The following is a 21058-nucleotide window of genomic DNA, read 5'->3' as shown; positions in this document are numbered from 1 at the left end:
CGTTTAATTAGCGATAGAACTCCGTTCTGCGCTCCGCGTTAACGCAGTTGTGCGCCAGCAAACAAAAAACTTTCTTCTCCTGACTCCTGACTCCTGACTCCTGACTCCTTCTTCAATGTTACCAGATTTAATATCATTATCCGGATGTGAGACCGGGGAATTTAGAAATAGAATAGGGAAAATATCAGGAACGGGCAAGATGCTCATTCCACTTCCACTTCCACAAAACTATTAAAATCCCAAGCGCATTTATGCAACACCCTGACTCCTTCTTCAATACTTTCTTCTCCTGACTCCTGACTCCTTCTTCAATATTCCAACTTTTCCATCGGTGCAGTTTTAGGGTCAATAATTTTTTTACTTTTACCAAATTTGATACCTAAACTCAGTTTTTGTCCTCCACCAAAAACATTAGTTACCTGTCCTACTCCAAAACTTTTGTGCATCACCTTCTCGCCTACTTGCCAATTTTCTCCTTGATTATTTGCCGATTTTTTGACAGTATAATTTTTAGTATTTTTGCTTTGACGACGGGAACGATAAATTACCTTTTTCATCCCATTAGTATTAATCAAATCTTCCGGTAACTCAGCCAAAAATTGAGATGGAACTGCGACATCTCGCGCTCCCCAAAACTGTCGCCTTTCAGTGGCATAAGAAATAAATAATTGTTCCTGCGCCCTCGTAATTCCTACATAACAAAGTCGCCTTTCTTCTTCCAAAGACAAAGGGTCATTTTTACTGCGAAAATGAGGTAATAAACCCTCTTCCAAACCAACCATAAAAACCACCGAAAATTCCAAACCTTTAGCCGAATGTAAAGTCATTAACGATACAGCTTCCTGCCCATCTTGTAGATTATCTAAATCTGAAGCTAGAGAAGCATTTGCCAAAAAACCTCCTAAACTTGTATCCTCATTATCCTCTTGAAACTGAGCAACAGCACTACATAATTCCCCCAAATTTGCCAGTCGATTATCTGCTTCTTCCGTACCCTTTTTTTTCAACTCTTCAATATAACCAGAAGTCTCCAAAATTCCTTCAACAATTTCGACCGCCGTCAGATTTTCTACTTCATTTTGCCAATGCTTAATTATCTCAGCAAATTTATTCACAGCTTTTGCAGAACGACCAGCCAAAGTATTAACAGAAGTTTCATCATTAATAATTTCCCACAAAGGTATTCCCATCTCCAAAGAAGCATTTACCAAAGTATCAATAGTCGCCTTACCAATACCTCTTCTCGGAGTATTAATAATTCTGAGCAAACTAACAGTATCAGCAGGATTAGCAATAACCCGCAAATAAGCCAAAGAATCCTTAATTTCCTTCCGGTCATAAAATTTCAATCCGCCAATTATCACATATTTAATATCATAATGAATCAAAGCTTCTTCCAGAGCGCGTGACTGAGAATTAGTCCGATAAAGTACAGCAAAACTGCCTAAATCTAACTCTGGGTTTTGGTCTGTAATTTCCTGAATTTTACTACAAACAAACTCCGCTTCTTCTAACTCACTTTCCGCCTCATAACAATAAATTTCTTCCCCTAAACCTCTCGTTGGTTTGAGAACTTTATCAATACGTTGAGTATTATTTTCAATCAACTTATTTGCCACTTCCAGAATATTTTCCCGCGACCGATAATTTTCCTCCAACTTAATCATTGTCCGGGTATCTTCATCCGCCAAACCATCTCCAAAATCATGTTGAAAATCTAGCAAAATTGTGTAATCTGCCATGCGGAAAGAATAAATAGATTGGTCTACATCTCCCACTACAAAAACAGAACGATTTTCCCATTTATTAAAATATTTAGGGTCTTCACCATTAGTTGCTAAAAACCTAATAAAGTTATATTGAGTCCGATTCGTATCTTGATATTCATCTACTAAAATATGGTTAAAATGTTTATGCCAATAAGCCAATACTTGTTCATTTTGCCGAAATAATTCTACAGGTATTCTGATTAAATCGTCAAAATCAAGAGCATTATTAGCTGCCAAATTATCTTGATAAATTCCATAAACTTCAGCAATTACCCGCCCCCGATAATCTGGCTCCGACCTTTGATATTCTAGAGGCGACATTCCCTTATTTTTAGCATTACCAATAGCATATCTAACCGAACGAGGTTCAAATCTTTTGTCATCTAAATTGAGCTGTTTAGTAACAATTTGCTTAATTAAAGTTTGAGCATCACTTTCATCAAAAATAGAAAAATTTTTATCCCAACGACGTTTTTTTTCATCCTGATATTTATTAATATCAAACCGCAGAATACGAGCGCAAAGACTATGAAAAGTTCCCATCCATAAATGTTTCGTAATACTTTTATAGACTTGCGATCGCAACTTAGTCTGTTCTTCCAGTGTTAATGCTGAGAATGGTTTACCATATTTTGCTTCTGCTTGTTGCCCAGCAAATAGCTTTTCGATCCGCTCCTTCATTTCCCGCGCAGCTTTATTTGTAAATGTCACCGCCAGAATATTTTCTGGATGTACCCGATGATGACGTATTAGATGGGCCACGCGATAGGTGAGCGCTCTAGTTTTGCCAGAACCAGCTCCTGCCACAACTAGCATTGGTCCGCAAAAATGTTGTACTGCTTGGCGTTGGGATAAATTTAGCTCACTCAGAAAGTCAGTAGTTTGCATAGTTGCTTATGAATATATCAGTTAATATATTGCATATTATCAGGAAAGGCAGAAGGTATCCCCCCCTACCCCAGTTTCATTCTCGATAGACACGGGGACGCGGAGACACGGAGACGCGGGGATGGAGTATAACAGTGGTAGTGGTAGGGTGCGTTACATTTCATTAACGCACCGTCTCTCCCATAATATTTCGGTGCGTTACGCTATCGCTAACGCACTACTGGACTACTATAATAGAGTTGTTGGGAATTAAGCAAAAAAAATGGCTCAAATCCTTATCAGTCAAGGTTTATAGTTTTTTTTGGAATTTTAAGCCTGAAAAGCTTATACAGTAAACCTTTTGAGCATTTTAAATTTTTATTTCCCAACAACTCTAATACTTTTATATCTTAGTAATATGTTATTAACAGAAGTTGAAATTCAAGAGGCAATTGAACAAGCAAAAACCGCTTTTCCCAATTTCTCTGATTGGGAATACAATAACGAAATAAATGGAGAATATTTCGGGTTTTCTGTGTGGGGGAAATTTGTTCTGGAACGCGAAGATACTGGGTCAAGAAACTTTTTTATTACGCTTGATACATACGACGAAAAGTGGAGAGGAAGTTTAACTATTGGATTACCTGTCTATTTGTGGTCAAGTGCTGACTTTGGTGATGCTCATTTACTTGATACAGATGATTGTGATTCTTTGGAAGATGCAATTACGGCACTTAAAGCTGAAATGAAACAACTTTTTCAAACTTTTAGTGTTGTTTAAGCAAAATTTGTAGGGTGCGTTAGACGGCTTAAATTTAGACGATGAAAGAGATTCAGCAATCCGTCGTAACGCACCATTTGAGATTTTTCAATCCACTAGACCTGTTTTATGGATGGTGGTATACTGTTTTATGGATGGTGCGTTAGCGACAGCGTAACGCACCCTACTGGACTACTCTAAATATGGTAATAACTAAGGATATAAAAGAATGCAATCTCAAAGAATTGATCCTGTCAGTCTGTTAGGAGAAACACTTGACTCTATTTGGCCTGTATATTTTCCACTTCTACTTATCGGTTCTCTTCGTTTTTTGATGCTTGTAGGCGCTAGATTATCTTTACCACCAATAAATATTATCTTACTGATTATTCCTTTTTTTATTAATCCTTTATTACTTGGTACTCAAATTTTATATATTCATGGATATTTTACCCATACTTCAGGTATAGGAGAAGCAATTAGCCAGACTGCTAAAAAGTTTTTACAAATAATTTTGATATCAATTACCACTTCTTTAATCGTTTTGTTCGGAATAATACTACTATTTTTTCCGGGGTTTTATATGGGATTACGCCTCCTATGTTCCCTCCATACTACTCTTATAGAATATCTACCAGCTTTAGATGGAATTAGTAGGAGTTGGGAGTTGACAAAAGGTCATTGGTGGTCAATATTCTTTGCATTTTTCTTTCTATTGTTCCCGATTGCAATAGTTTTATTTATTTTGTTTGTATTTTTTACTTCTCTAGCATCGTCCTATAGTATTCAAGAGGAAAACCTTTTTATAATACGACGTTTTATAATTTTTTTAATAAGTCCATTTGGAGTTGTTTATTCATATCTATTATATATGAAGCTTAAGAATATTAAGGAACTTAACAACAGATGAAGCAAAGAGAATAACATTGTGATATAATCGCGTTGTGTTTAATTTATGACAGGAGGTAACCCCTCGCTGACAATGAAATCCTTTAAAACTAAGTTAAAACTTAACAATCAATAAAAAACAATACTTGCCAAACACGCAGGAGTACCTCGTCATGCTTATAACTGGGGATTAGCAACTTGTATAAGAGAGTACGAAGAAACTAAAAAACGCCCCAGCGCAATTACCTTGCATAAACGTTTAGTAGCTGAAGTCAAATCAATTAATCCCTGGTACTATGAGGTATCTAAATGTGTCCCTCAACAAGCCTTAAGGGATTTAGAGAGGGCATTTAAAAACTTTCTAACTATTCCTAAATGTGGGTTTCCTAAATTTAAGAAAAAAGGCAGAAAAGACAGCTTTTACTTAGAAGGAAGTATTAAAATAACTCAAGGTAACTACATACAATTACCCAGAATAGGAGTAGTAAAAACTTATGAAATCTTACCCTCTGTACCAGTTTGTAGTGCGGGCATGTTGCCCGCGATGGGTGTATCTCACACTTAGTGGAATCTGCTGTATAATATAAATGCGACCGTCTTGCTCGCTGACGGAAAGAAGTCAAACGTGCAAACCAGGAGAAAGCTAAATATGATATCTAAAATCACAACAGATGAAACAACAGTAGAAATAGAAGAAATAGCTGCTCCCGATATTAGCCATTTAATCATAGAGGATGATACTCCAGTAGATAATTTTCAATCGGAAAAACAACAACGTCTGCTGACAACCTGTTTATATGATTCATGGTTGGGTGTAGATGGCAGTAGTCGGTTCTTGGCGGCGGCGAATATAGGAGTATTTTATGCTGTCAACAAACCAGCTTTAGTGCCTGATGTTTTCCTGAGTCTAGATGTGACAATACCTGAGGACTGGCGAGAAAGAGAAAACCGCAGCTATTATACTTGGGAATTTGGTAAAGCACCAGATGTGGTAGTGGAAATAGTTTCTAACAAAGTGGGGAACGAGTTGGGTAGTAAACTTGCAGGTTATGCACGAATAGGAGTCTGGTATTATGTGGTTTTCGATCCATTGCAAAAGTTAGGAGAGTCTCTGCTGCAAGTATATGAGTTGAGGGCAAACGGTTATCAGCAAATGACGGAAACTTGGTTAGAAAAAGTCGGGTTGGGGTTAACTTTATGGTCAGGAGAATTTGAAGGCAAGCAGGATGTTTGGTTGCGTTGGTGCGATGTTGAGGGAAATGTGATTCCTACTGGTGGCGAACGTGCGAACCAAGAGAAACTGGAAAAGGAGTTAGCTTTACAACGTGCTGAAAAAGCGGAGCAGAAGTTGGCAGAACTTGAGACCAGGTTGCGGGAATTGGGTATCGATCCCAATTAACTTTAAGGGCGAATGCCATTCGCCCCTACAACAGATATTTGTGGTATATTACATACGTTTACACTTAATCTGTGCATCCGTGCCATAATCTGTGTGAGCGCCCCATTTGCCTACTATCAACCTTACCTAAGTACTTATTTCACTTATATCTCAGTAATATGTTATTAACAGAAGTTGAAATTCAAGAGGCAATTGAACAAGCAAAAACAGCTTTTCCCAATTTCTCTGATTGGGAATACAATAACGAAATAAATGGAGAATATTTCGGGTTTTCTGTGTGGGGGAAATTTGTTCTGGAACGCGAAGATACTGGGTCAAGAAACTTTTTTATTACGCTTGATACATACGACGAAAAGTGGAGAGGAAGTTTAACTATTGGATTACCTGTCTATTTGTGGTCAAGTGCTGATTTTGGTGATGCTCATTTACTTGATACAGATGATTGTGACTCTTTAGAAGATGCAATTACAGCACTTAAAGCTGAAATGAAACAACTTTTTCAAGCTTTTAGTGTTGTTTAAGTGCATTAGATTATTGGGGAGGGGGCGGGTTCATCTGAATAATTTGTAACACCATTAACTTAACGCGGAACCCACCCCTACTATTGCAACATTTTAGGTGTGTCATGCCAAAAACGTACTTACATTTAATCTGTGCATCCATGCCATAATCTGTGTGAGCGTTGCATTTGCCTACCATCAACCTTGCCTAAGTAGTTATTTCATTAGTCCAGTAGGGTGCATGAATGAAATGTAACGCACCTCAGTCCAAATAACAATCAATTCAAAACTTGCAGAAAAAACGGACGAAATAACTCACAAGACAGACTTGCCCGATCGCCTTCCAAATGAACCAACCCCATCTGTTGCAACTTATAACCAAGGGAGAGTTTTATTTCTATCGGTTTGGGGTTGTTCACAATTTCAGTAAAGATAGGCAATAATTTATCATAGCGTTGCAGATTCCACCATTGTTGTTGTAAATGTTCTGCATAAAGAGCAGTTGCTCTCTCAGAATTTTCTGAAAGTTCTTCTAGGGTTATGGTCTGTTGCTGTAGGTAATAAAATGCTAACTGCAAACGATAGGGATGTCCACCCAGAAGAGTCATCAGTTGCTTGATTTGTGGTTCAGTTATTTCTTGTTCCCACCGCTGTGCTAGGTCTTGCACCTGAGCTTGGGTAAATTCAGGTAAATTGATGATTAACCCAGTATTCAACAGGGAGGGATTAATTGAGGGAGGCATCATAATTTCAGTAGAATGAGCTGTCACCAATCGCAGTTTGTGCCAAGGATGACTGTCTGCCACCCCTGCTTTAGCTTGCTCAGACCAGGTTCGCAGAAGTTGGAGAAATTCACGAGCAATATCTGGGTAGGCAAAAAGCTGATTAAGTTCATCGATAGCTATTACCAGAGGGCGATCGAGGTTGGCTAAGATAATATCATTGAAATAGTCAGTGGCGGTTGATTTGCTACCCAAGGAGTTATCCCAAAAGTCTGCTATCTGGTTGGGAAATTCTAATTCCTTGCTAACTCTAGCACAGAACCATTGTAGGAAGTGTTCTAGGTCTTGTAAAATCTCAGCATCAGCGACTTGTAAGTTCAGAGAAACAGTTTGATACCCCAGGGATTTAGCGTAAGCAATGATGCGACTCATTAGGGAGGTTTTGCCCATTTGCTTGGGATCACGGATGTTCAACAATGTACCTGGTTCCTGGATGCCTTCGTAACAGAGGGATTCAATGATGGGACGGTCAATGTAAAAGACAGAATATAGGGGCATCTGTCCTCCCGGTGCTGTTGGCAAACGAGGTTGCAGATCGTCTTGTGGTTGAACCATTTTTTTTATTTGGGCAGCGTTGTTGCGATCGCGCAGCAGCTCGAAAGGAGAATTGCAGACTGGTTCTAGGAAGGAGTAGGTTTCAGCAGGGGGCATAGGGTTAATCTGGACCTGATTATCTTGCTCAGACTTCAAGTAGAGATAATCATCCGCTAACAAACTCAGATTAAAGGCATCGAAGCAGCATTTTAAGGTACGTTTATCGACTCCTAACGAGCAGGTAAATATTTTGCTAAGGGTATTGGGAGTTAAACCTGTTTTTTTACTAAGAGATTCAAGGGTGTATCGCTGATTTTGCTCAATTTCTGCCTCTGATTTTGCTTGCTCAAGTTTCCTTGATCCCTGCCTGGTAAGGGTTACACCACGTCTGCGTACATACTTGCTCATTGTTGTTATATTTTTTTGATTAACAAATTTTTTATCTTATCTGTAGAAGTAAAGATATCCCTGATGCCTATCTTCATAAATAGCGATCGTCTATAAATATTGTTTATTTCTCCGATAAGTTGGCTTCTTGTAAAACTTCTGCATCTAGGATTTTTTTGTTAATAGGTTCAAAGTCCACGGGTGTATTCTGGGAAAAAGTCATTTTGGTCTTTTGGTGAGAAACTTAACTTCATATTCAGTATTGGTTAATATTATATCCGTTTAATTTAAGTACCAAATTAGATTTTCCTGGTTCATTAAGCACAAATACGGTTACCTATGCTTACTTGCAGGCATCTATTTGGCCAATCGGCGTCATCGAATTTCAGAAAATATAGCGCTGTGCGCAGGCAACAGCTCATCTGGCAACAGGGGGAATAAAAGGCTGTTTGCGCAAGCATTCCGTAGGAATCATATAAGATTTTAGCTATTGGACATCTCCTGTAATTTGTAAATATGCCAGCGCACATTGCTATACTTGGTAATATTGGACTCCAGCTTAATGTGAAAATATATTAAGTGTGCGGAATTTGAAGTAAAATTTTTAAGTTTGGGGCTTGTCAAAAGTAATGAGGTTATTAATATAAGTTTTCTATATCTGAAACCAATACAGTAACTGGTCTTTGGGATTTGCTGGTACTAAAGTATTAAGTTTTTCTTAAAAATTGTAAACTTCGGAAACCAGAAGTAAAATCCTTAACTTTTAACTTTTAAGTTTTTCCAAAGTTAAGCAATTTTCTCCTAAATAGTAGCGATGTTCTTAAGTTTTCTATCTCTGAAATTGTTATGGGTACTAGCGTTGGAGAATTGCTGGAGCTAAATCCTTATCTTTTTTCTTAAAATTGCAAACTTTAGTGGCGTTTACAGTAGGAAATCTATATTATTGAGTCATAGAGAATTTTAGAAGTTCCTAAAAATAGCCCCCTGGAATTGTCTATAGGAATAATAGAGTTTAAGACTATGGGATTTTTTGACGACATTGGAAAAGCCTTTAAAGATGCCGGAAAGGTCATTGCTGAGGAGACGCAAAAGACTGTGAATGAAATTTCCACATCTCCAGTCATTAATGATATTGCGTCAGTGACTAAGGACGTTGGCACATCGGCAACACGAATTGTTACAGACACAGCAATTGACATTGCGAACCTGGGTACAGGCTTTCAGTTTGATGATGAGATGGAAGCGGCAAAAAAAGCGATGTCAGACGCCGGGGTTTTGAGTGCTACCGATGCCATTGAGAAAAACCACTATGGTTTCTTGAAAGACATGGAGAATGAGGCTCGCACCAAGCATAGCGAAATCACACGGTTATATAACGAGGGGCAACGAATAGAACTCGAAAGAGATAATAGAGCCGCTCTGCTAGAAATCATGTTGGTAGATATCGATAATCTTGTACAAATCAGTGATGAGGTCAATCAACTCTTAGAAAAAGCCTCTAAAATCCCTGGTTGGGAAAAATGGGCTAAGATGTTAGATATTTCTCTAACCTCTGTAGAAGAGATTGGGAAATATGCGACAGATTGGAATGAAGTCGCTCAGCGGATTGTTATCTCCAGAATGAGTGCCGATGTAGCAAGTAGTGTTTCTGCTCTTGCATCCCTGGGTCTAATCGCCAAAGCCTCAAAATTGGCAAAAGTCTCGAAACTCTCAAAAGCCTCAAAATTTCTGAAGGTTGGTAAGTTAGTCGGACGAGCGTCGGCTGTTTTGTCCGTGGCATCAATTGGATTAGATATCGGTCTATCTATTGCCCAACTTGAAGCCAAGCAAGACCAATTGGAGCAATATCTCAAAGAATTAAATGATGGCATCGCAGAAACCAACCAAGACCTCACAGATTTGCGCCGAGAAGTCCGGGAAATCAACTTGAGAATTCATGAACTGCTCAATACTGTTGAACCCAAGCAAACGGAAGCATCTTGGGACAATTGGGTGGCGGACAAAACGCAAGAATTGAAGCAATTGCGTAGCCGTCTTGTGTCTTTTGAAGGCATTCGCGATACCGCTATGAAATTGGCTCAAAGTACCACAGGTTTACCCTACGATGTTCGCGTAGGAATGATCGCAGCAAGCGATACATCCATTGATGAAAATGAAGCCCAGTTAATTATTGCTGAGGTTGATCAGTAATAGTGATCTTGGGATAGCGACCAAAATGAACAACCGTTTGGTCTTTAATGCTTTTATTCTGTTTTGAAGTAATTATTAGGAGAAATCAATGGCGGGTTTTGCAAGTTTATTAACTGCAGCAAAAGGATTTAAAAGTGTTCAAATTGCGGCAAAAATCGGTAAGGGACTTTGGACTACTGTCGAGATTGCTGATGCTGGCATGGATGTGTATATGCTCGGCAATCAAATTGCCAAGGCAGCAGGGGTTACCAATCCAGAAATCAAGGACTTAATTAATCAGGTCACCGAGAAAGGAGTTGAGTATGACACAATCATGAAGGAGGTGACACAGGCTAATACAGACATCACCAATCTACTTGCAGCGATTACATCGTTGTATGGTATTAGTGCCGATTTTGAAGAAAGACAAGGGTTAGCATTCGAGCAGAGTCAGGCACTAGATACATTGAACACTCAATTAAACAGCAGCATTCCCACGACCTATACTTGGTTTGAAAATACAGCACTGCCTGATGGCAGTTTAAGCACTGAAACCCAGCAAAAAGTAGAGGGCATCCAAGAACAGCTTGGCCCAGATTATTTGCATATTGGGCTTGCTAGTACGGGTCTGGGTTTAAGGGCAATGTTTCTAGGCTATAGCTTATATAAAAAGCGCAAAAGCGGGCAGGATGTTCCTTCACTTGAACGTCAAAAACCCGTCATTTTTGATGGTGTAAATGTAGAGGAGTTACGCAATTTCAGCGCCCAGGAAAAGACCAAGTGGCAAAAAGTTCAATCTGGCATTACACGGTACGGGACGATGATGCTCAAGGGCGTTGATAAACTCGTAACGGCGGGATCGTTTGGATTCAACATTTATATTTTGATTGAACAGAAAAAAGCGGAAAATGAAATGAAGAGCTCCTTAAATGAGATGCTTCAACGTTATGAATCTGAGATCACAACCTATAACCTTGTGTTGAACGGTTGCAAAAATCAAGATGGAAGTGTTAATGAGGATGCACTTAATGATGTTGCCGAGGTATTTGATATTGATTTAGCAGCTGAAAGTGAGGAAGCCAAAGAGACTTTAGCCACAGGATATCAAGGCATTATCTCAGAGTATGACGAAAGTATAGATGGTTTAGTAGATGGGATGGATGCTGCCTATGAATCAATGATTGAGCAGTTTAAAAATGCAGAAATTGATTCGGAGGACTCACAGGTTATTGCAAACCTGGAAACATCCTACACTGAATTTCAAACATTAAAGGATGATGGGAAGAACGAAAATTTAGCCTCAGACCAAAGAAAAGAAACATTGGATAAGATTCGAGATGAATTTTCCAACTCAGTCGCTCAGCAAATGAAGGAGATTAACCAAGAATTAACATCAGCAATTGCAGATCACAAGAGTTTGAGTATATTGGAACCTTATGCACAGGGCATCATCGATGATGCCAATGATTTTGGTCTGCCATTTCCTCTTCCAGATCGGTATATGGAGCGAAAAGCTACAGAAACGAAAACAACACTTGACATCACTTATCCAGACCGGGAGCGATTAAAAACAGTGGACGAAATACTTGAGGGATTGAAAACACTCATCGCTGAATTACAAGAAACGTCACCAGCAGTAGCATAGTTCTCTTGTATTAGTGCAATTGCTGCTCTTATAGGTTAGGTTGAGTGCGACTCCTTGAGTCAAAGAAGCCTAGATTGCAACATGACCCTTTAATATCATGTCCGGTTGAATACTTACACTTTGGAGGAAGGAAGGCAGAAGGCAGAAGGCAGAAGGGAAGAAAAGGTTGACTAACGGCAAAGCCCACAGACAATGAAAATGCTCTGGTAGTAAAACAAAAGCATCAATAGAAAAAGGATACTTTTCTCTTACCTTTTCTATCGCTTCTCTGAGAGCTTTTCTGCCAACTTCCCTACACAGCCAAGTTTCTCTTTGATAAGTTACTTGAGTGATGAAATATGTTCCACCAGAAATATTAGGTCTTCTATAATTAGGCATTCCAATAAGTATGGTATTTATTTGAAATTTGTATTAGGGAATTTTTCTTCCTCTTTTTCCACAGCTTTTATTCCAGCTTCAATTGCTTTTTGTATGTCTGTTTGATTAAGAAATTGAAATCCTTTTTTAACAGCAACATTTGCCAAAGGTCCTGCAATTGGTGCTGCTATTTTGGTAATTGAAAATAAATCCATAACCTTACAGTTAAAAGTTTTGACTTTAGCTGACTGCTGACTGCTGAGAGCTGACCGCTTTTTTAACAAATAGGTTGCTTTCCTGGTTTCACAGCATGAATATACTCACTTCCAGAATTAGGCCAGCCGCGACGATAAGCTGCTAACTCTGGTTTTCCCCATCCTAACTGTAGTAACATCTCCAGAAAATTAGATTTTTCCCACTTCAACATATTTGCCCATTCTGTACGTTGAGCGATCGCTTCTACTTCTTGTATTTCTATTTTACGAAAGTCTCGACCGCTACCTACACTTAAATATAAGTCCATCCCCATTGTCACCTGACTCCAGAAATTTAATACAGAAACCTTTGCTGCCTGCAAAATTTCTAGATCGCTCAATAAAGCAATTAATTGTTCATGCACTACAGGAAAACTAATAGTCTTATCATTAACTGTCACCTGTCGCCACACAATACCAGAGACCAAATATTCTGTTTGATAGCGATGAACAGCAGCTTTAAAATCTTGATATGCAGTAAACTTTTGGAAAGCTTCTGGTTTGAGAAAATGGTCAACTACTGGGTTTCCCGTGCGGGGAGTTGCTGCCAAATTCAGGCGCTGGCCTTGCAGACAAGCTTGGCGCTCTTCAGCTAGGATATCTATTAGCTCTATAGTGCTGTAGACCTTTGACATGAGGACATATTATAGTCGGGATTACATAAAATATCTTCATTGTGACATATTTTGGGCTAAAGCAAGGTAGATATCTGGTTAAGGTAGATATCTAATTCAAGAGGGAGTAGGAAATAGGCGACAAGTCTAATGAATAAGAGTACTAGCTCATCTAAACTAAAATTGTGAGTAAAACCCAACGCTACGATCCCCCCCAACCCCCCTTTCCAAGGGGGGAGAGGTCTATATTTTCTAAAATTTACCCACATTTTCAAGCTAGACGAGCTAGTACAATAATTAATTTGATTTTTTATTATCAGATATGTCTATTAGTCATAATAAAAATATTCTGTTTCGATCTCCCCAGTCCTCCCTTGAGAAAAGGGGAAGTTATACCAATTTAATAAAGTTATCGCATAAGTCTTAATTCTTAAGCCCCCCTTGGAAAGGGGGGTTTGGGGGGATCTAAGATTTATTATGGTTGTCTAATTGGACACGATCTCAAAGAGGCATCCAAGTCAAATCTAGAAATTACCCAAGCTTATTTATTACCGAAAAATTGTGGTTATCAAGCCTCCCCTTTTAAGGGGATAAAATAAAGAGAATATTCCAGATTTCAATCCCAATGCTTTCCTACGGAATGCTGCGCAAACAGCTAGAGGTACTGATAACTGTTAGCGTAGCTCCGACCATAGGAGGCTAACTGATAACTGAAATGACACTGCCTATATTAAGCAGACTGACTCTCGACCATTTGATTTTCCTGTCGGAGATAAGCTTCAATAAATGAGTCTAGCTCGCCATTCATCACATCTGTAATAGCAGTAGTTTCTTTCTGAGTCCGTAAATCTTTTACCATCTGATAAGGATGGAAAACATAGTTACGAATTTGATTACCCCATGCTGCCTCTACCATATCACCCCGAATTTCACCAATTTCTTGAGCGCGTTGCTCTTTGGCAATTATCAGTAACCTAGCTTTGAGCAATGCTAATGCTTTTTCCTTATTTTGTAACTGACTGCGCTCTTGGGTACAACGTACAGCTAAACCTGTAGGAATATGAACAATGCGCACTGCGGTTTCAACCTTGTTGACGTTTTGACCACCCTTACCACCAGACCGAGAAGTAGTAATTTCCAAATCTTTTTCTGGAATTTCCAACTCTACAGAATTATCTAACACAGGCATCACTTCCACTCCCGCAAAACTGGTTTGTCGTTTGCCATTAGCATTAAAAGGTGAAATTCTGACCAAGCGGTGAGTACCTTTTTCTGCTTTCAGATAACCGTAAGCATAGCGCCCAATAATTTCCAGAGTTGCAGACTTAATACCTGCTTCATCTCCTTCAGAAATTTCTGCCAACTGTACCTTATAGTTGTGGTCTTCTCCCCACCGAGTATACATCCGCAGCAACATTTCTGCCCAGTCTTGAGCGTCTGTACCTCCAGCACCAGCATTAATAGTAATAACTGCACCATTTTGGTCATAGAGACCAGATAATAATTGCTGTAGTTCCCACCGGTCTAACTCCTGGTTGAGACCAGAGATAGTTGCTTGAGCTTCCTCCAATAAAGACTCATCTGTCTCCAGCTCCAATAACTCAAAGATTGCTCTAGTATCTTCCAGATTATTTTCCCATTGCTGATATTGCTGTAGATGAGATTTGAGGTCATTAAGCTCTTGCAGAGTATTTTGTGCCGTTGTTTGGTCATCCCAAAATTCCGGTTGAGCTGCAACTTGCTCTAAATCTTGGATTTTTGCTTTTAGTGCCGGAACGTCAAAGATAGTCCTGGGTTTTTCCCAGACGAGAGGACAAATTTTCAATTTCTCGTTTAATGTCTAATACTTCCATGGCGATCGCCTCCTTTCAATAATCAGTTCAGTAGTAGACTGACACAGCTAAAATGGTGCAATAAGTGTAGGTTGGGTTGAGAGAAGTTAGCGCTAGCTTATCCGTTAGGATTAACCCAACAGTAGTAAGCTTTTGTTGGGTTTCCCTTCGGGAAGCTCCGCTAACACTGCCGTACCGCTACGCGGAAGCAAGCTACAACCCAACCTACATTTTTAGGCGTGTCAGTTCAGTAGGGTGTGTTAGCGGTAGCGTAACACACCAAAACCCTATATCTATTGTCAGTGCGTAAGTCCTGTTACACACAAACCACTATAAAAATAAACTATACAATAAAACCCGGTTTATTTCAGTGCTGGGTTTAGCACTAATACCGGGTTTGGCAAATTTTGGTATCGCTCTTGCTTGCTTTTCGTCCATCAAAAGAGGACTATAACCTAAACTTACTGAAAAGCTGATAGCTATAGAAAGGGAAAGAGTTGCTTAGGACTTATGGGGATGATAAACCTCAGACAGGGAAATGTTTTTCCCACCGTTCCCTATTCCCTATTCCCTATTCCCCGATCTATAAATTAGTCGCGACTATTAATAGCTATCAAAAGTCGCAGAATAAAAATGAATAGGTTAATGTAAGTTAAGTACATCGAGAGAGCTGCGGGAATATACTGATCGTCACGATAAGTACGAGGCAAGATGTAAAAATCTACCACTGCAGCGCCAGCAAATAGAAATACACCTATGCCAGATATACCTATTTCTAACCAACTTGGAGTATAAACACCGAAAAAGCTAAAAATAACTTGGCCCACAACTGCTACTAATAAAGCAATTATTCCCAAGCTGACAGTTTTAGTCAAGGCCATGCCATCTTCTTCAGATAGATTTGAGCCTATTTGACGAGCTGCAATAAAGGTGACACCACAACCGAGGGCGGCAAAACCTACTCCCCCAATACCTACTCCTTGGGTACTTAAGGCCACAAATACTAAACCACTCAGAGTATAGCCGGATAACAAGCTGTAAGTAGCTAATAAAGGTAGGGCTACGTTATTATTGCCTTTTTCCGCAATTCCACGGGCAATAAAAAATAATGCTAATTCGCCGATAAGTGCTACCCAGAATGTGGTCATAAATAGACCAGGGTTAGACTGCAGCACTTGTAGGCCACCAAAAGTACCTACTGCTGTGAGAATTAGGCCACCACCTACAAAAGGTAGAGCATTAGAAATCACGTTAGGGCCAACTAGGTTTTGACTTTGAGCCTCACGAATTGCTTGACGAAAATTGCTGGTATTAGCCATAAGAGTTTTCCTTAATTACAAAAAAGGACTTTTATCAAGAAAGGAGTCAGGAACTAGGAGTCAGGAGTCAGAGTTGAATTTCAGATCCTCACTCATTAATTTTGTGCCCTGGTATTGTACGTTGCCAATTCCAAGCCTCCTCTACTTTGACCTGACTTTTTATATCTACATATTATTGTGACATTTTAGTTAGATTTTTGCATATAGCATATTATATTTATTTATGTCAGTGATATGACGCACACTTCACAATAAATTGTTATTTTTTATGAAAATGCAATTTAGCTTAGTAAAAAATACTTAGTAACATCACTCAGTTGTGTAGACTAATTACTTATAATTGGCTTGAAATCTATATAAGGCTTTTTTTGATCATTTTCCATATATATGAAATAGGTAAAATCAATTAACTACATATATCTACGACTATTGTTCTAATTGTTAATACTGTTATATATATGATAAAAAATACTTTAATTCCGTAAATATCTCTGGTGAAATAACATTGAATAGGGTGAAATTAGTAGTAGAGTTTTTTCAAGATTCAGTAAAGTCTTGCAAAAAGGCTTGCAACACTTAAGTAGGATTAGTTAGATTATATTTGTGAGGGCAAGAGAGGTTCACAAACCGCTAAAACTACTGAGAAGTATCAATCTTCAAGTTAAAGTAAACTAATTATTAAACTCATACTCACACCATCAACTCACACACATAAATTATGAATTACTAGGTGTTTTAACCATGAAAAATCTATTAAAGTACGCATTCGCATTGTCCGCAGCTACTGTTTTCGGTAGACCTAACTCCTAAGTAATTAGGATTAATATCATACACCTGCTTCAGCAACGCCAAAAAAAATATCTGTGAAATAAACTCTCAGAGCGATCGCTAGTTCATTAGCGATCGTTGATCATTTGTAGGAGAGTTGTATGCAATGCTCCTACTATGTATAGCAGAAGTAAGAAGGAAGAAGGAAAAATCTTGGATTGTCTAAGTTTTAAGCTTTTAATATTTCCTCACCTTTCTTTCGACTGCTATATTACAGGACTTACGCATAAGATCAAATCCGCTCGGGTTCGGTATAAAAAAAATTTTCATCTTCATCCAAGAGCAAATGTTTCGCGCATTCTCTTCCCTCCTGACTCCTGACTTCCCCTCCCCTCCTGGGAGGGGTTAGGGGTGGGTTGACTCGGTCCTCCTAGATTAACTATCTAATTACACCGATGCTACCGGATTTGATATAAGGTAGGAAAGACTAAAATTTGAGATTGCTTTCCGTTCCGGACTGCTGCGCAAACCCTGTCGGTCGCTTCGGACGAAAATACGTTGCAGGTGCGTAAGTCCTATTTATTAATTAACTGCGATCGCTCGACTGTCTGTTAATTGTTGGTAACATCTTCCATAGACGACCAATCATCAAAAAACTAGCCAGGATAATTAAAGAAGTAGGTCCGCCATCGTTAATGTTAGGCACAGGAGTAGTAGAAGTACTCACAAAGAACACATTTTCAGAAATATTTTCAATTCCAGTGTTCGACTTGATAATATCCGACAACTGAAGACCACCTAACCAATCTGAAACCAAAACACCATCGCCTAACTCCCACTCAGCAAAGTGAGTATCATTTTCATACCAGAAGCGATCGCCATCTCGCAATCTTTCAAACTGGTCTTCTAAAATCGCTTCATTCAACTCCCCAATACTAGAATTTTGTAAATTATCTTCTGCCAACATTCCCACCCATAGGTCAATTTCGTCAACATTGCTATAAACCGCCTCTAGTGATGCCACCAATTCTGGGTCAGATGAAATGTCACTAAAATTATCTTTCCTAGGTAAACCCAATGCTTCCCTAACATCATTGTAGCGGGCTAAACCATGATCCCGCCCGCGCTGAATATTCAGAGCTGCCAAATCTGTTCCATTTACCACTGGTCCTTGACTGGGAGGACCAAATAATTGATTCCGCAAATCATCAATTACTTTCGCGTCTGTTTTCTGCTGTACCTGAGAAGCTAAACCACGCAATATCGGATCTATTCCTCCTTTTTCAGTAATACTATCTGGCCGGAAGAAAACTTCAGATAAGTTTAGTGGGCCAAATTCTGTAGAGCTACCATCTTCATTCAAATGTTGTAGAGTAGGACTAACCATAGTATGTCCCAAACGAAAGCCTGCTGTAGAAAATTCTGTACTGATATTAGGATTAACAGTTGAATCATAACCAGTATAAGGGTCGAGAGTCACGCCCAAAGCAGGCAAGAATTCGTCATAAGTAATTTTCTGGATTTGGGCCCCTACTATTTTGCGCGCCCGTTGATAAATCTCTTTATCCCGAGCAATAGGGTCTAAAGGTAAGTCTGTATGAGTAGCTTCAATAATTTCAGCGATCCGGTTATGCTCCCGTACAAAGAGAGTGTGCATTGAGGCTAAAGCTGAGTTTTCATTTGCTCTTACATCCCCTGCCAAAAAAGTGTTTGCACCCATTGCTTCTTCCATTGCCATGTGAGGTGCATCTTCATCGTCACCTCTAGTTAGCAGTAAATCTCCTGTGGAGTGAGCAGTCACCTTCAATTTTCCACCGTCAAAGCTGCGTAAGAAGTCAGCACGTTCTTGGTCGCTACCATATACATTGCTGCCATCTATCCAAGCTGTAATTTCATTAAATTGCTGGCGGGGGTTAGTGAGGTCAGTGCCAGTATTTTCATCAAAGAGCGATCTAGTAACAGGAATCAATGAACCTGTTATAAAAACAGGGTCGTCGTTAGGAATGGGAATGCTAATAGTTTCTGCTGTTGGTCCTGACTGTAACTCACTCAAAGTGATATCATGGTCAAGAAATTGTCCCCATAACCATGTATAATCACTTAAATTTCGGGGGTTTAGAATAGATTCTGATTGGTTAAACACAGTGTTACTAATAAATCTAGCATTCGGACCGTCAACTAATTCAGATATGCCATCTTCATAATTTGCTGGTGCTAAACGAAGCAAATTTTCACCAGTTCCACCATATTGAGGATGATCTAAGTTATTGTTACTACCGTCAAATGTACGAAAATTCATAGTTTCCACCTGTATTTTTCTCAACTACATCCTGATCCTTATACTTCTACTTCTACTTTTCCCAAGCTTATGCAGTTTTTCCCAGTATTTTGATTAAGATCTGCTGAATTACTTAATATTAAGCTGAATTATATCATGTTCGGTTGAATACTTATAAATAACTGTTATGAGGAGTCAGGAGTCAGGAGTCAGGAGGGAAGAAAGGAAGAATACATAGAAAATATTGGAGAAAAGCATTGATAATTTCAGTATTTCTTTGGTACTGTCGGTACCCGGAGTCCTTAAATTTTATTATAACTGATTATCCGCAATTCGTAGCTCCCCCGGAGGGGGAACATGATATTACTTATATTAAGTTTTACTGATCGCTTTGTATAATGAATTTATCTGTAGAATTATATAGATTATTTCCTAAACCTTTGGTTATATGGCTTCTTATTTGGATTGTATAGACAATATTTAGGTAATAAGGTCATATGCAATGCCATGTCCATAAGTTACTATTGCTAGAGATGAGGAAATTTTTGGAATTCTCCACAAAGGTTCCACTGGCAATCACATAGAACCCATTTAGTATCTTTGTCAGCGACCCGCATTTTTTTTGCTAGGAGTCAGGAGGGTTTAATCAGGAGTCAAGAGATGGACGGAAGGCATAAGGGAAAAGGTTGAAAAATATTCCCTATCTCCTTACCTCCCCATCTGATTTTTAACATAGGCTCAAATGGATTATATCCGCAAAATAATGTAAATATGTAGAAAGTCTGCTTCATAAAACCGACATAAAACTTCACATAGTGTGATATTTTAATGTTTACTTCCTGCTTCCACCGGAACTGTCGGCAGCACTCCGTCCACAGGCATCAACGGTCAAGCCGACCGCATTTCTTAAATTAATACTTGCGTTCAAATCGCGGTCTATAGATATGCCACAATCAGGGCAATCAAAAGTTCTTAGATTTAATGGCATATCTTGTACATGACCACAACTAGAGCAAGTCTTTGACGATGGAAAAAATCTGTCTACTACTACTAATTCACAGCCGTACCATTGACACTTATACTCTAGCTGTCGTCTAAACTCATAAAAGCCCTGGTCTGCTATAGACTTGGCTAGCTTGTGGTTAGCTAACATTCCACTGACGTTCAAATCTTCAATTACTGCACTGCCGTGGTTTTTGGCTAAGTATGTTGTTAATTTATGAAGTGCATCTTTGCGGATGTTGGCTACTCGTCGAAGCAGCCTAGCTATCTTTAATTGTGCTGCCCTCCAGTTAGCTGAACCAATATTTTTATTGCGGTTAAGGTATTGTAGTCTCGAAAGCTTCGCTTCAAATTTACGGTATGACTTTACACTTTCAAAGACTTTCCCATCACTTAAAGTTGCTAATGTTTTTACTCCTAAATCTACACCTACGACATTAGTTGTTTTGGGTGTGGAAGTAGGAGTACATTCAAAAGCTAAACTCAAGTACCAATCACCAGCTTGTCTGCTAATAGTGATTTTTTGAGTAGTGGCTTCAATTGGTTCATAAGTTTTTACCCAGCCAATAAAAGGTAATTTATGACACCAACCATTTAATTCTATTGGTTTTCCACAATTATCTATTGTGAATGAATCAGACCTACCTTTCTTCTTAAATCTTGGATATTTACCCAACCCTTGAAAGAACCTCTTAAATGCTTCACCTAAGTTGATGAAAGCATATTGATAAACTCTAGACGACAAGCTTTTCATCCAGGGATAAAGAGGTTTTGTGTGATTAGTAAAAACCTCTCTCAACTTACGAGCATTTGGTTTGTCACCATCAATGTATGCAGCATTCCATAAACTTAAGCCCCAGTTGTTAAACTAAGCAGACCCATTTCCGGTTGTCCTTTATAGGGTTTGCTCGTCTTCAGAACCGGACGTGAGACT

The 21058-nt window shown here is 39.0% G+C and carries 15 protein-coding genes and 2 pseudogenes; 8 read left to right on the top strand and 9 right to left on the bottom strand.

Annotation, left to right across the window (positions count from 1 at the left end; all coding sequences use genetic code 11):
• Nucleotides 1-308: 308 nt before the first annotated feature.
• Nucleotides 309-2657 (bottom strand): DNA helicase PcrA, encoded by a 2349-nt coding sequence (gene pcrA / locus F6K27_RS23985; RefSeq protein ID WP_287278736.1) that lies wholly within the window; start codon nucleotides 2655-2657, stop codon nucleotides 309-311.
• Between the two features lie 397 nt (nucleotides 2658-3054).
• Here pcrA and F6K27_RS23980 point away from each other — a divergent pair, with 397 nt between their 5' ends.
• The 6 genes and pseudogenes from F6K27_RS23980 to F6K27_RS23955 all read left to right on the top strand — a co-directional run bounded on the left by F6K27_RS23980 (nucleotide 3055) and on the right by F6K27_RS23955 (nucleotide 6204).
• On the top strand, nucleotides 3055-3417 hold the full coding sequence (locus tag F6K27_RS23980) for a hypothetical protein (RefSeq protein WP_287278735.1): 363 nt from the start codon (nucleotides 3055-3057) through the stop codon (nucleotides 3415-3417).
• A 208-nt stretch (nucleotides 3418-3625) separates the two neighbouring features.
• Complete coding sequence (locus tag F6K27_RS23975) at nucleotides 3626-4306, top strand: glycerophosphoryl diester phosphodiesterase membrane domain-containing protein (RefSeq protein ID WP_287278734.1); 681 nt, start codon at nucleotides 3626-3628, stop codon at nucleotides 4304-4306.
• 120 nt (nucleotides 4307-4426) lie between these two features.
• Nucleotides 4427-4501: pseudogene (locus F6K27_RS23970) on the top strand (helix-turn-helix domain-containing protein); the annotation flags it as partial.
• Nucleotides 4502-4531: 30 nt separating this feature from the next.
• Nucleotides 4532-4849, top strand: a complete 318-nt coding sequence (locus tag F6K27_RS23965) for a hypothetical protein (protein WP_287278733.1) — start codon at nucleotides 4532-4534, stop codon at nucleotides 4847-4849.
• An 84-nt stretch (nucleotides 4850-4933) separates the two neighbouring features.
• A complete protein-coding gene (locus F6K27_RS23960; protein WP_287278732.1) occupies nucleotides 4934-5683 on the top strand; it encodes a Uma2 family endonuclease in 750 nt (249 codons plus the stop codon).
• A gap of 158 nt (nucleotides 5684-5841) precedes the next feature.
• Nucleotides 5842-6204, top strand: a complete 363-nt coding sequence (locus F6K27_RS23955) for a hypothetical protein (protein ID WP_287278731.1) — start codon at nucleotides 5842-5844, stop codon at nucleotides 6202-6204.
• A gap of 257 nt (nucleotides 6205-6461) precedes the next feature.
• Here F6K27_RS23955 and F6K27_RS23950 read toward each other — a convergent pair whose 3' ends face one another.
• Nucleotides 6462-7907, bottom strand: a complete 1446-nt coding sequence (locus tag F6K27_RS23950) for an AAA-like domain-containing protein (RefSeq protein ID WP_287278729.1) — start codon at nucleotides 7905-7907, stop codon at nucleotides 6462-6464.
• 999 nt (nucleotides 7908-8906) lie between these two features.
• Between F6K27_RS23950 and F6K27_RS23945 the strand changes: the two genes are divergently transcribed.
• Both F6K27_RS23945 and F6K27_RS23940 read left to right on the top strand, forming a co-directional pair.
• Nucleotides 8907-10076 carry a hypothetical protein gene (locus tag F6K27_RS23945; RefSeq protein ID WP_287278727.1) on the top strand — a complete coding sequence of 390 codons (1170 nt, stop codon included), beginning with the start codon at nucleotides 8907-8909 and terminating at the stop codon, nucleotides 10074-10076.
• A gap of 88 nt (nucleotides 10077-10164) precedes the next feature.
• Complete coding sequence (locus F6K27_RS23940; RefSeq protein ID WP_287278726.1) at nucleotides 10165-11700, top strand: hypothetical protein; 1536 nt, start codon at nucleotides 10165-10167, stop codon at nucleotides 11698-11700.
• A 69-nt stretch (nucleotides 11701-11769) separates the two neighbouring features.
• On the opposite strand, the gene F6K27_RS23935 is transcribed toward F6K27_RS23940, so the two are convergent.
• The 7 genes and pseudogenes from F6K27_RS23935 to F6K27_RS23905 form a co-directional block, all read right to left on the bottom strand.
• Nucleotides 11770-12078, bottom strand: coding sequence for a transposase (locus tag F6K27_RS23935; RefSeq protein ID WP_287278724.1), 309 nt, complete (start codon nucleotides 12076-12078; stop codon nucleotides 11770-11772).
• A gap of 17 nt (nucleotides 12079-12095) precedes the next feature.
• On the bottom strand, nucleotides 12096-12272 hold the full coding sequence (locus F6K27_RS23930) for a hypothetical protein (protein WP_287278723.1): 177 nt from the start codon (nucleotides 12270-12272) through the stop codon (nucleotides 12096-12098).
• Nucleotides 12273-12334: 62 nt separating this feature from the next.
• Nucleotides 12335-12946 carry a hypothetical protein gene (locus F6K27_RS23925; protein ID WP_287278721.1) on the bottom strand — a complete coding sequence of 204 codons (612 nt, stop codon included), beginning with the start codon at nucleotides 12944-12946 and terminating at the stop codon, nucleotides 12335-12337.
• Between the two features lie 709 nt (nucleotides 12947-13655).
• Nucleotides 13656-14778 (bottom strand): peptide chain release factor 2 gene (gene prfB / locus F6K27_RS23920; protein ID WP_287278719.1). Its coding sequence is split into 2 segments (ribosomal slippage): nucleotides 13656-14705 and nucleotides 14707-14778, totalling 1122 coding nucleotides; the frame shifts between segments, so codons are not numbered across the junction.
• A gap of 569 nt (nucleotides 14779-15347) precedes the next feature.
• On the bottom strand, nucleotides 15348-16076 hold the full coding sequence (locus F6K27_RS23915; RefSeq protein ID WP_124142710.1) for a Bax inhibitor-1 family protein: 729 nt from the start codon (nucleotides 16074-16076) through the stop codon (nucleotides 15348-15350).
• Nucleotides 16077-17430: 1354 nt separating this feature from the next.
• Nucleotides 17431-19143, bottom strand: coding sequence for a peroxidase family protein (locus F6K27_RS23910; RefSeq protein WP_287278717.1), 1713 nt, complete (start codon nucleotides 19141-19143; stop codon nucleotides 17431-17433).
• Nucleotides 19144-19954: 811 nt separating this feature from the next.
• Nucleotides 19955-20974 (bottom strand): annotated as a pseudogene (locus tag F6K27_RS23905) (RNA-guided endonuclease InsQ/TnpB family protein); the annotation flags it as partial.
• Nucleotides 20975-21058: the final 84 nt, after the last annotated feature.

Origin of the sequence: Okeania sp. SIO2F5, assembly GCF_010692685.1 — a bacterium.
Classification (GTDB): domain Bacteria; phylum Cyanobacteriota; class Cyanobacteriia; order Cyanobacteriales; family Microcoleaceae; genus Okeania; species Okeania hirsuta.
This window is presented reverse-complemented; position numbering and strand designations above follow the sequence as displayed.

Coding starts and splice junctions, on each gene's coding strand:
- F6K27_RS23955 (WP_287278731.1), top strand. CDS start 5,842: ATGTTATTAACAGAAGTTGAAATTCAAGAGGCAATTGAACAAGCAAAA.
- F6K27_RS23930 (WP_287278723.1), bottom strand. CDS start 12,272: ATGGATTTATTTTCAATTACCAAAATAGCAGCACCAATTGCAGGACCT.
- F6K27_RS23950 (WP_287278729.1), bottom strand. CDS start 7,907: ATGAGCAAGTATGTACGCAGACGTGGTGTAACCCTTACCAGGCAGGGA.
- F6K27_RS23940 (WP_287278726.1), top strand. CDS start 10,165: ATGGCGGGTTTTGCAAGTTTATTAACTGCAGCAAAAGGATTTAAAAGT.
- F6K27_RS23960 (WP_287278732.1), top strand. CDS start 4,934: ATGATATCTAAAATCACAACAGATGAAACAACAGTAGAAATAGAAGAA.
- F6K27_RS23915 (WP_124142710.1), bottom strand. CDS start 16,076: ATGGCTAATACCAGCAATTTTCGTCAAGCAATTCGTGAGGCTCAAAGT.
- F6K27_RS23980 (WP_287278735.1), top strand. CDS start 3,055: ATGTTATTAACAGAAGTTGAAATTCAAGAGGCAATTGAACAAGCAAAA.
- F6K27_RS23925 (WP_287278721.1), bottom strand. CDS start 12,946: ATGTCAAAGGTCTACAGCACTATAGAGCTAATAGATATCCTAGCTGAA.
- F6K27_RS23910 (WP_287278717.1), bottom strand. CDS start 19,143: ATGAATTTTCGTACATTTGACGGTAGTAACAATAACTTAGATCATCCT.
- F6K27_RS23945 (WP_287278727.1), top strand. CDS start 8,907: ATGGGATTTTTTGACGACATTGGAAAAGCCTTTAAAGATGCCGGAAAG.
- F6K27_RS23935 (WP_287278724.1), bottom strand. CDS start 12,078: ATGCCTAATTATAGAAGACCTAATATTTCTGGTGGAACATATTTCATC.
- pcrA (WP_287278736.1), bottom strand. CDS start 2,657: ATGCAAACTACTGACTTTCTGAGTGAGCTAAATTTATCCCAACGCCAA.
- F6K27_RS23975 (WP_287278734.1), top strand. CDS start 3,626: ATGCAATCTCAAAGAATTGATCCTGTCAGTCTGTTAGGAGAAACACTT.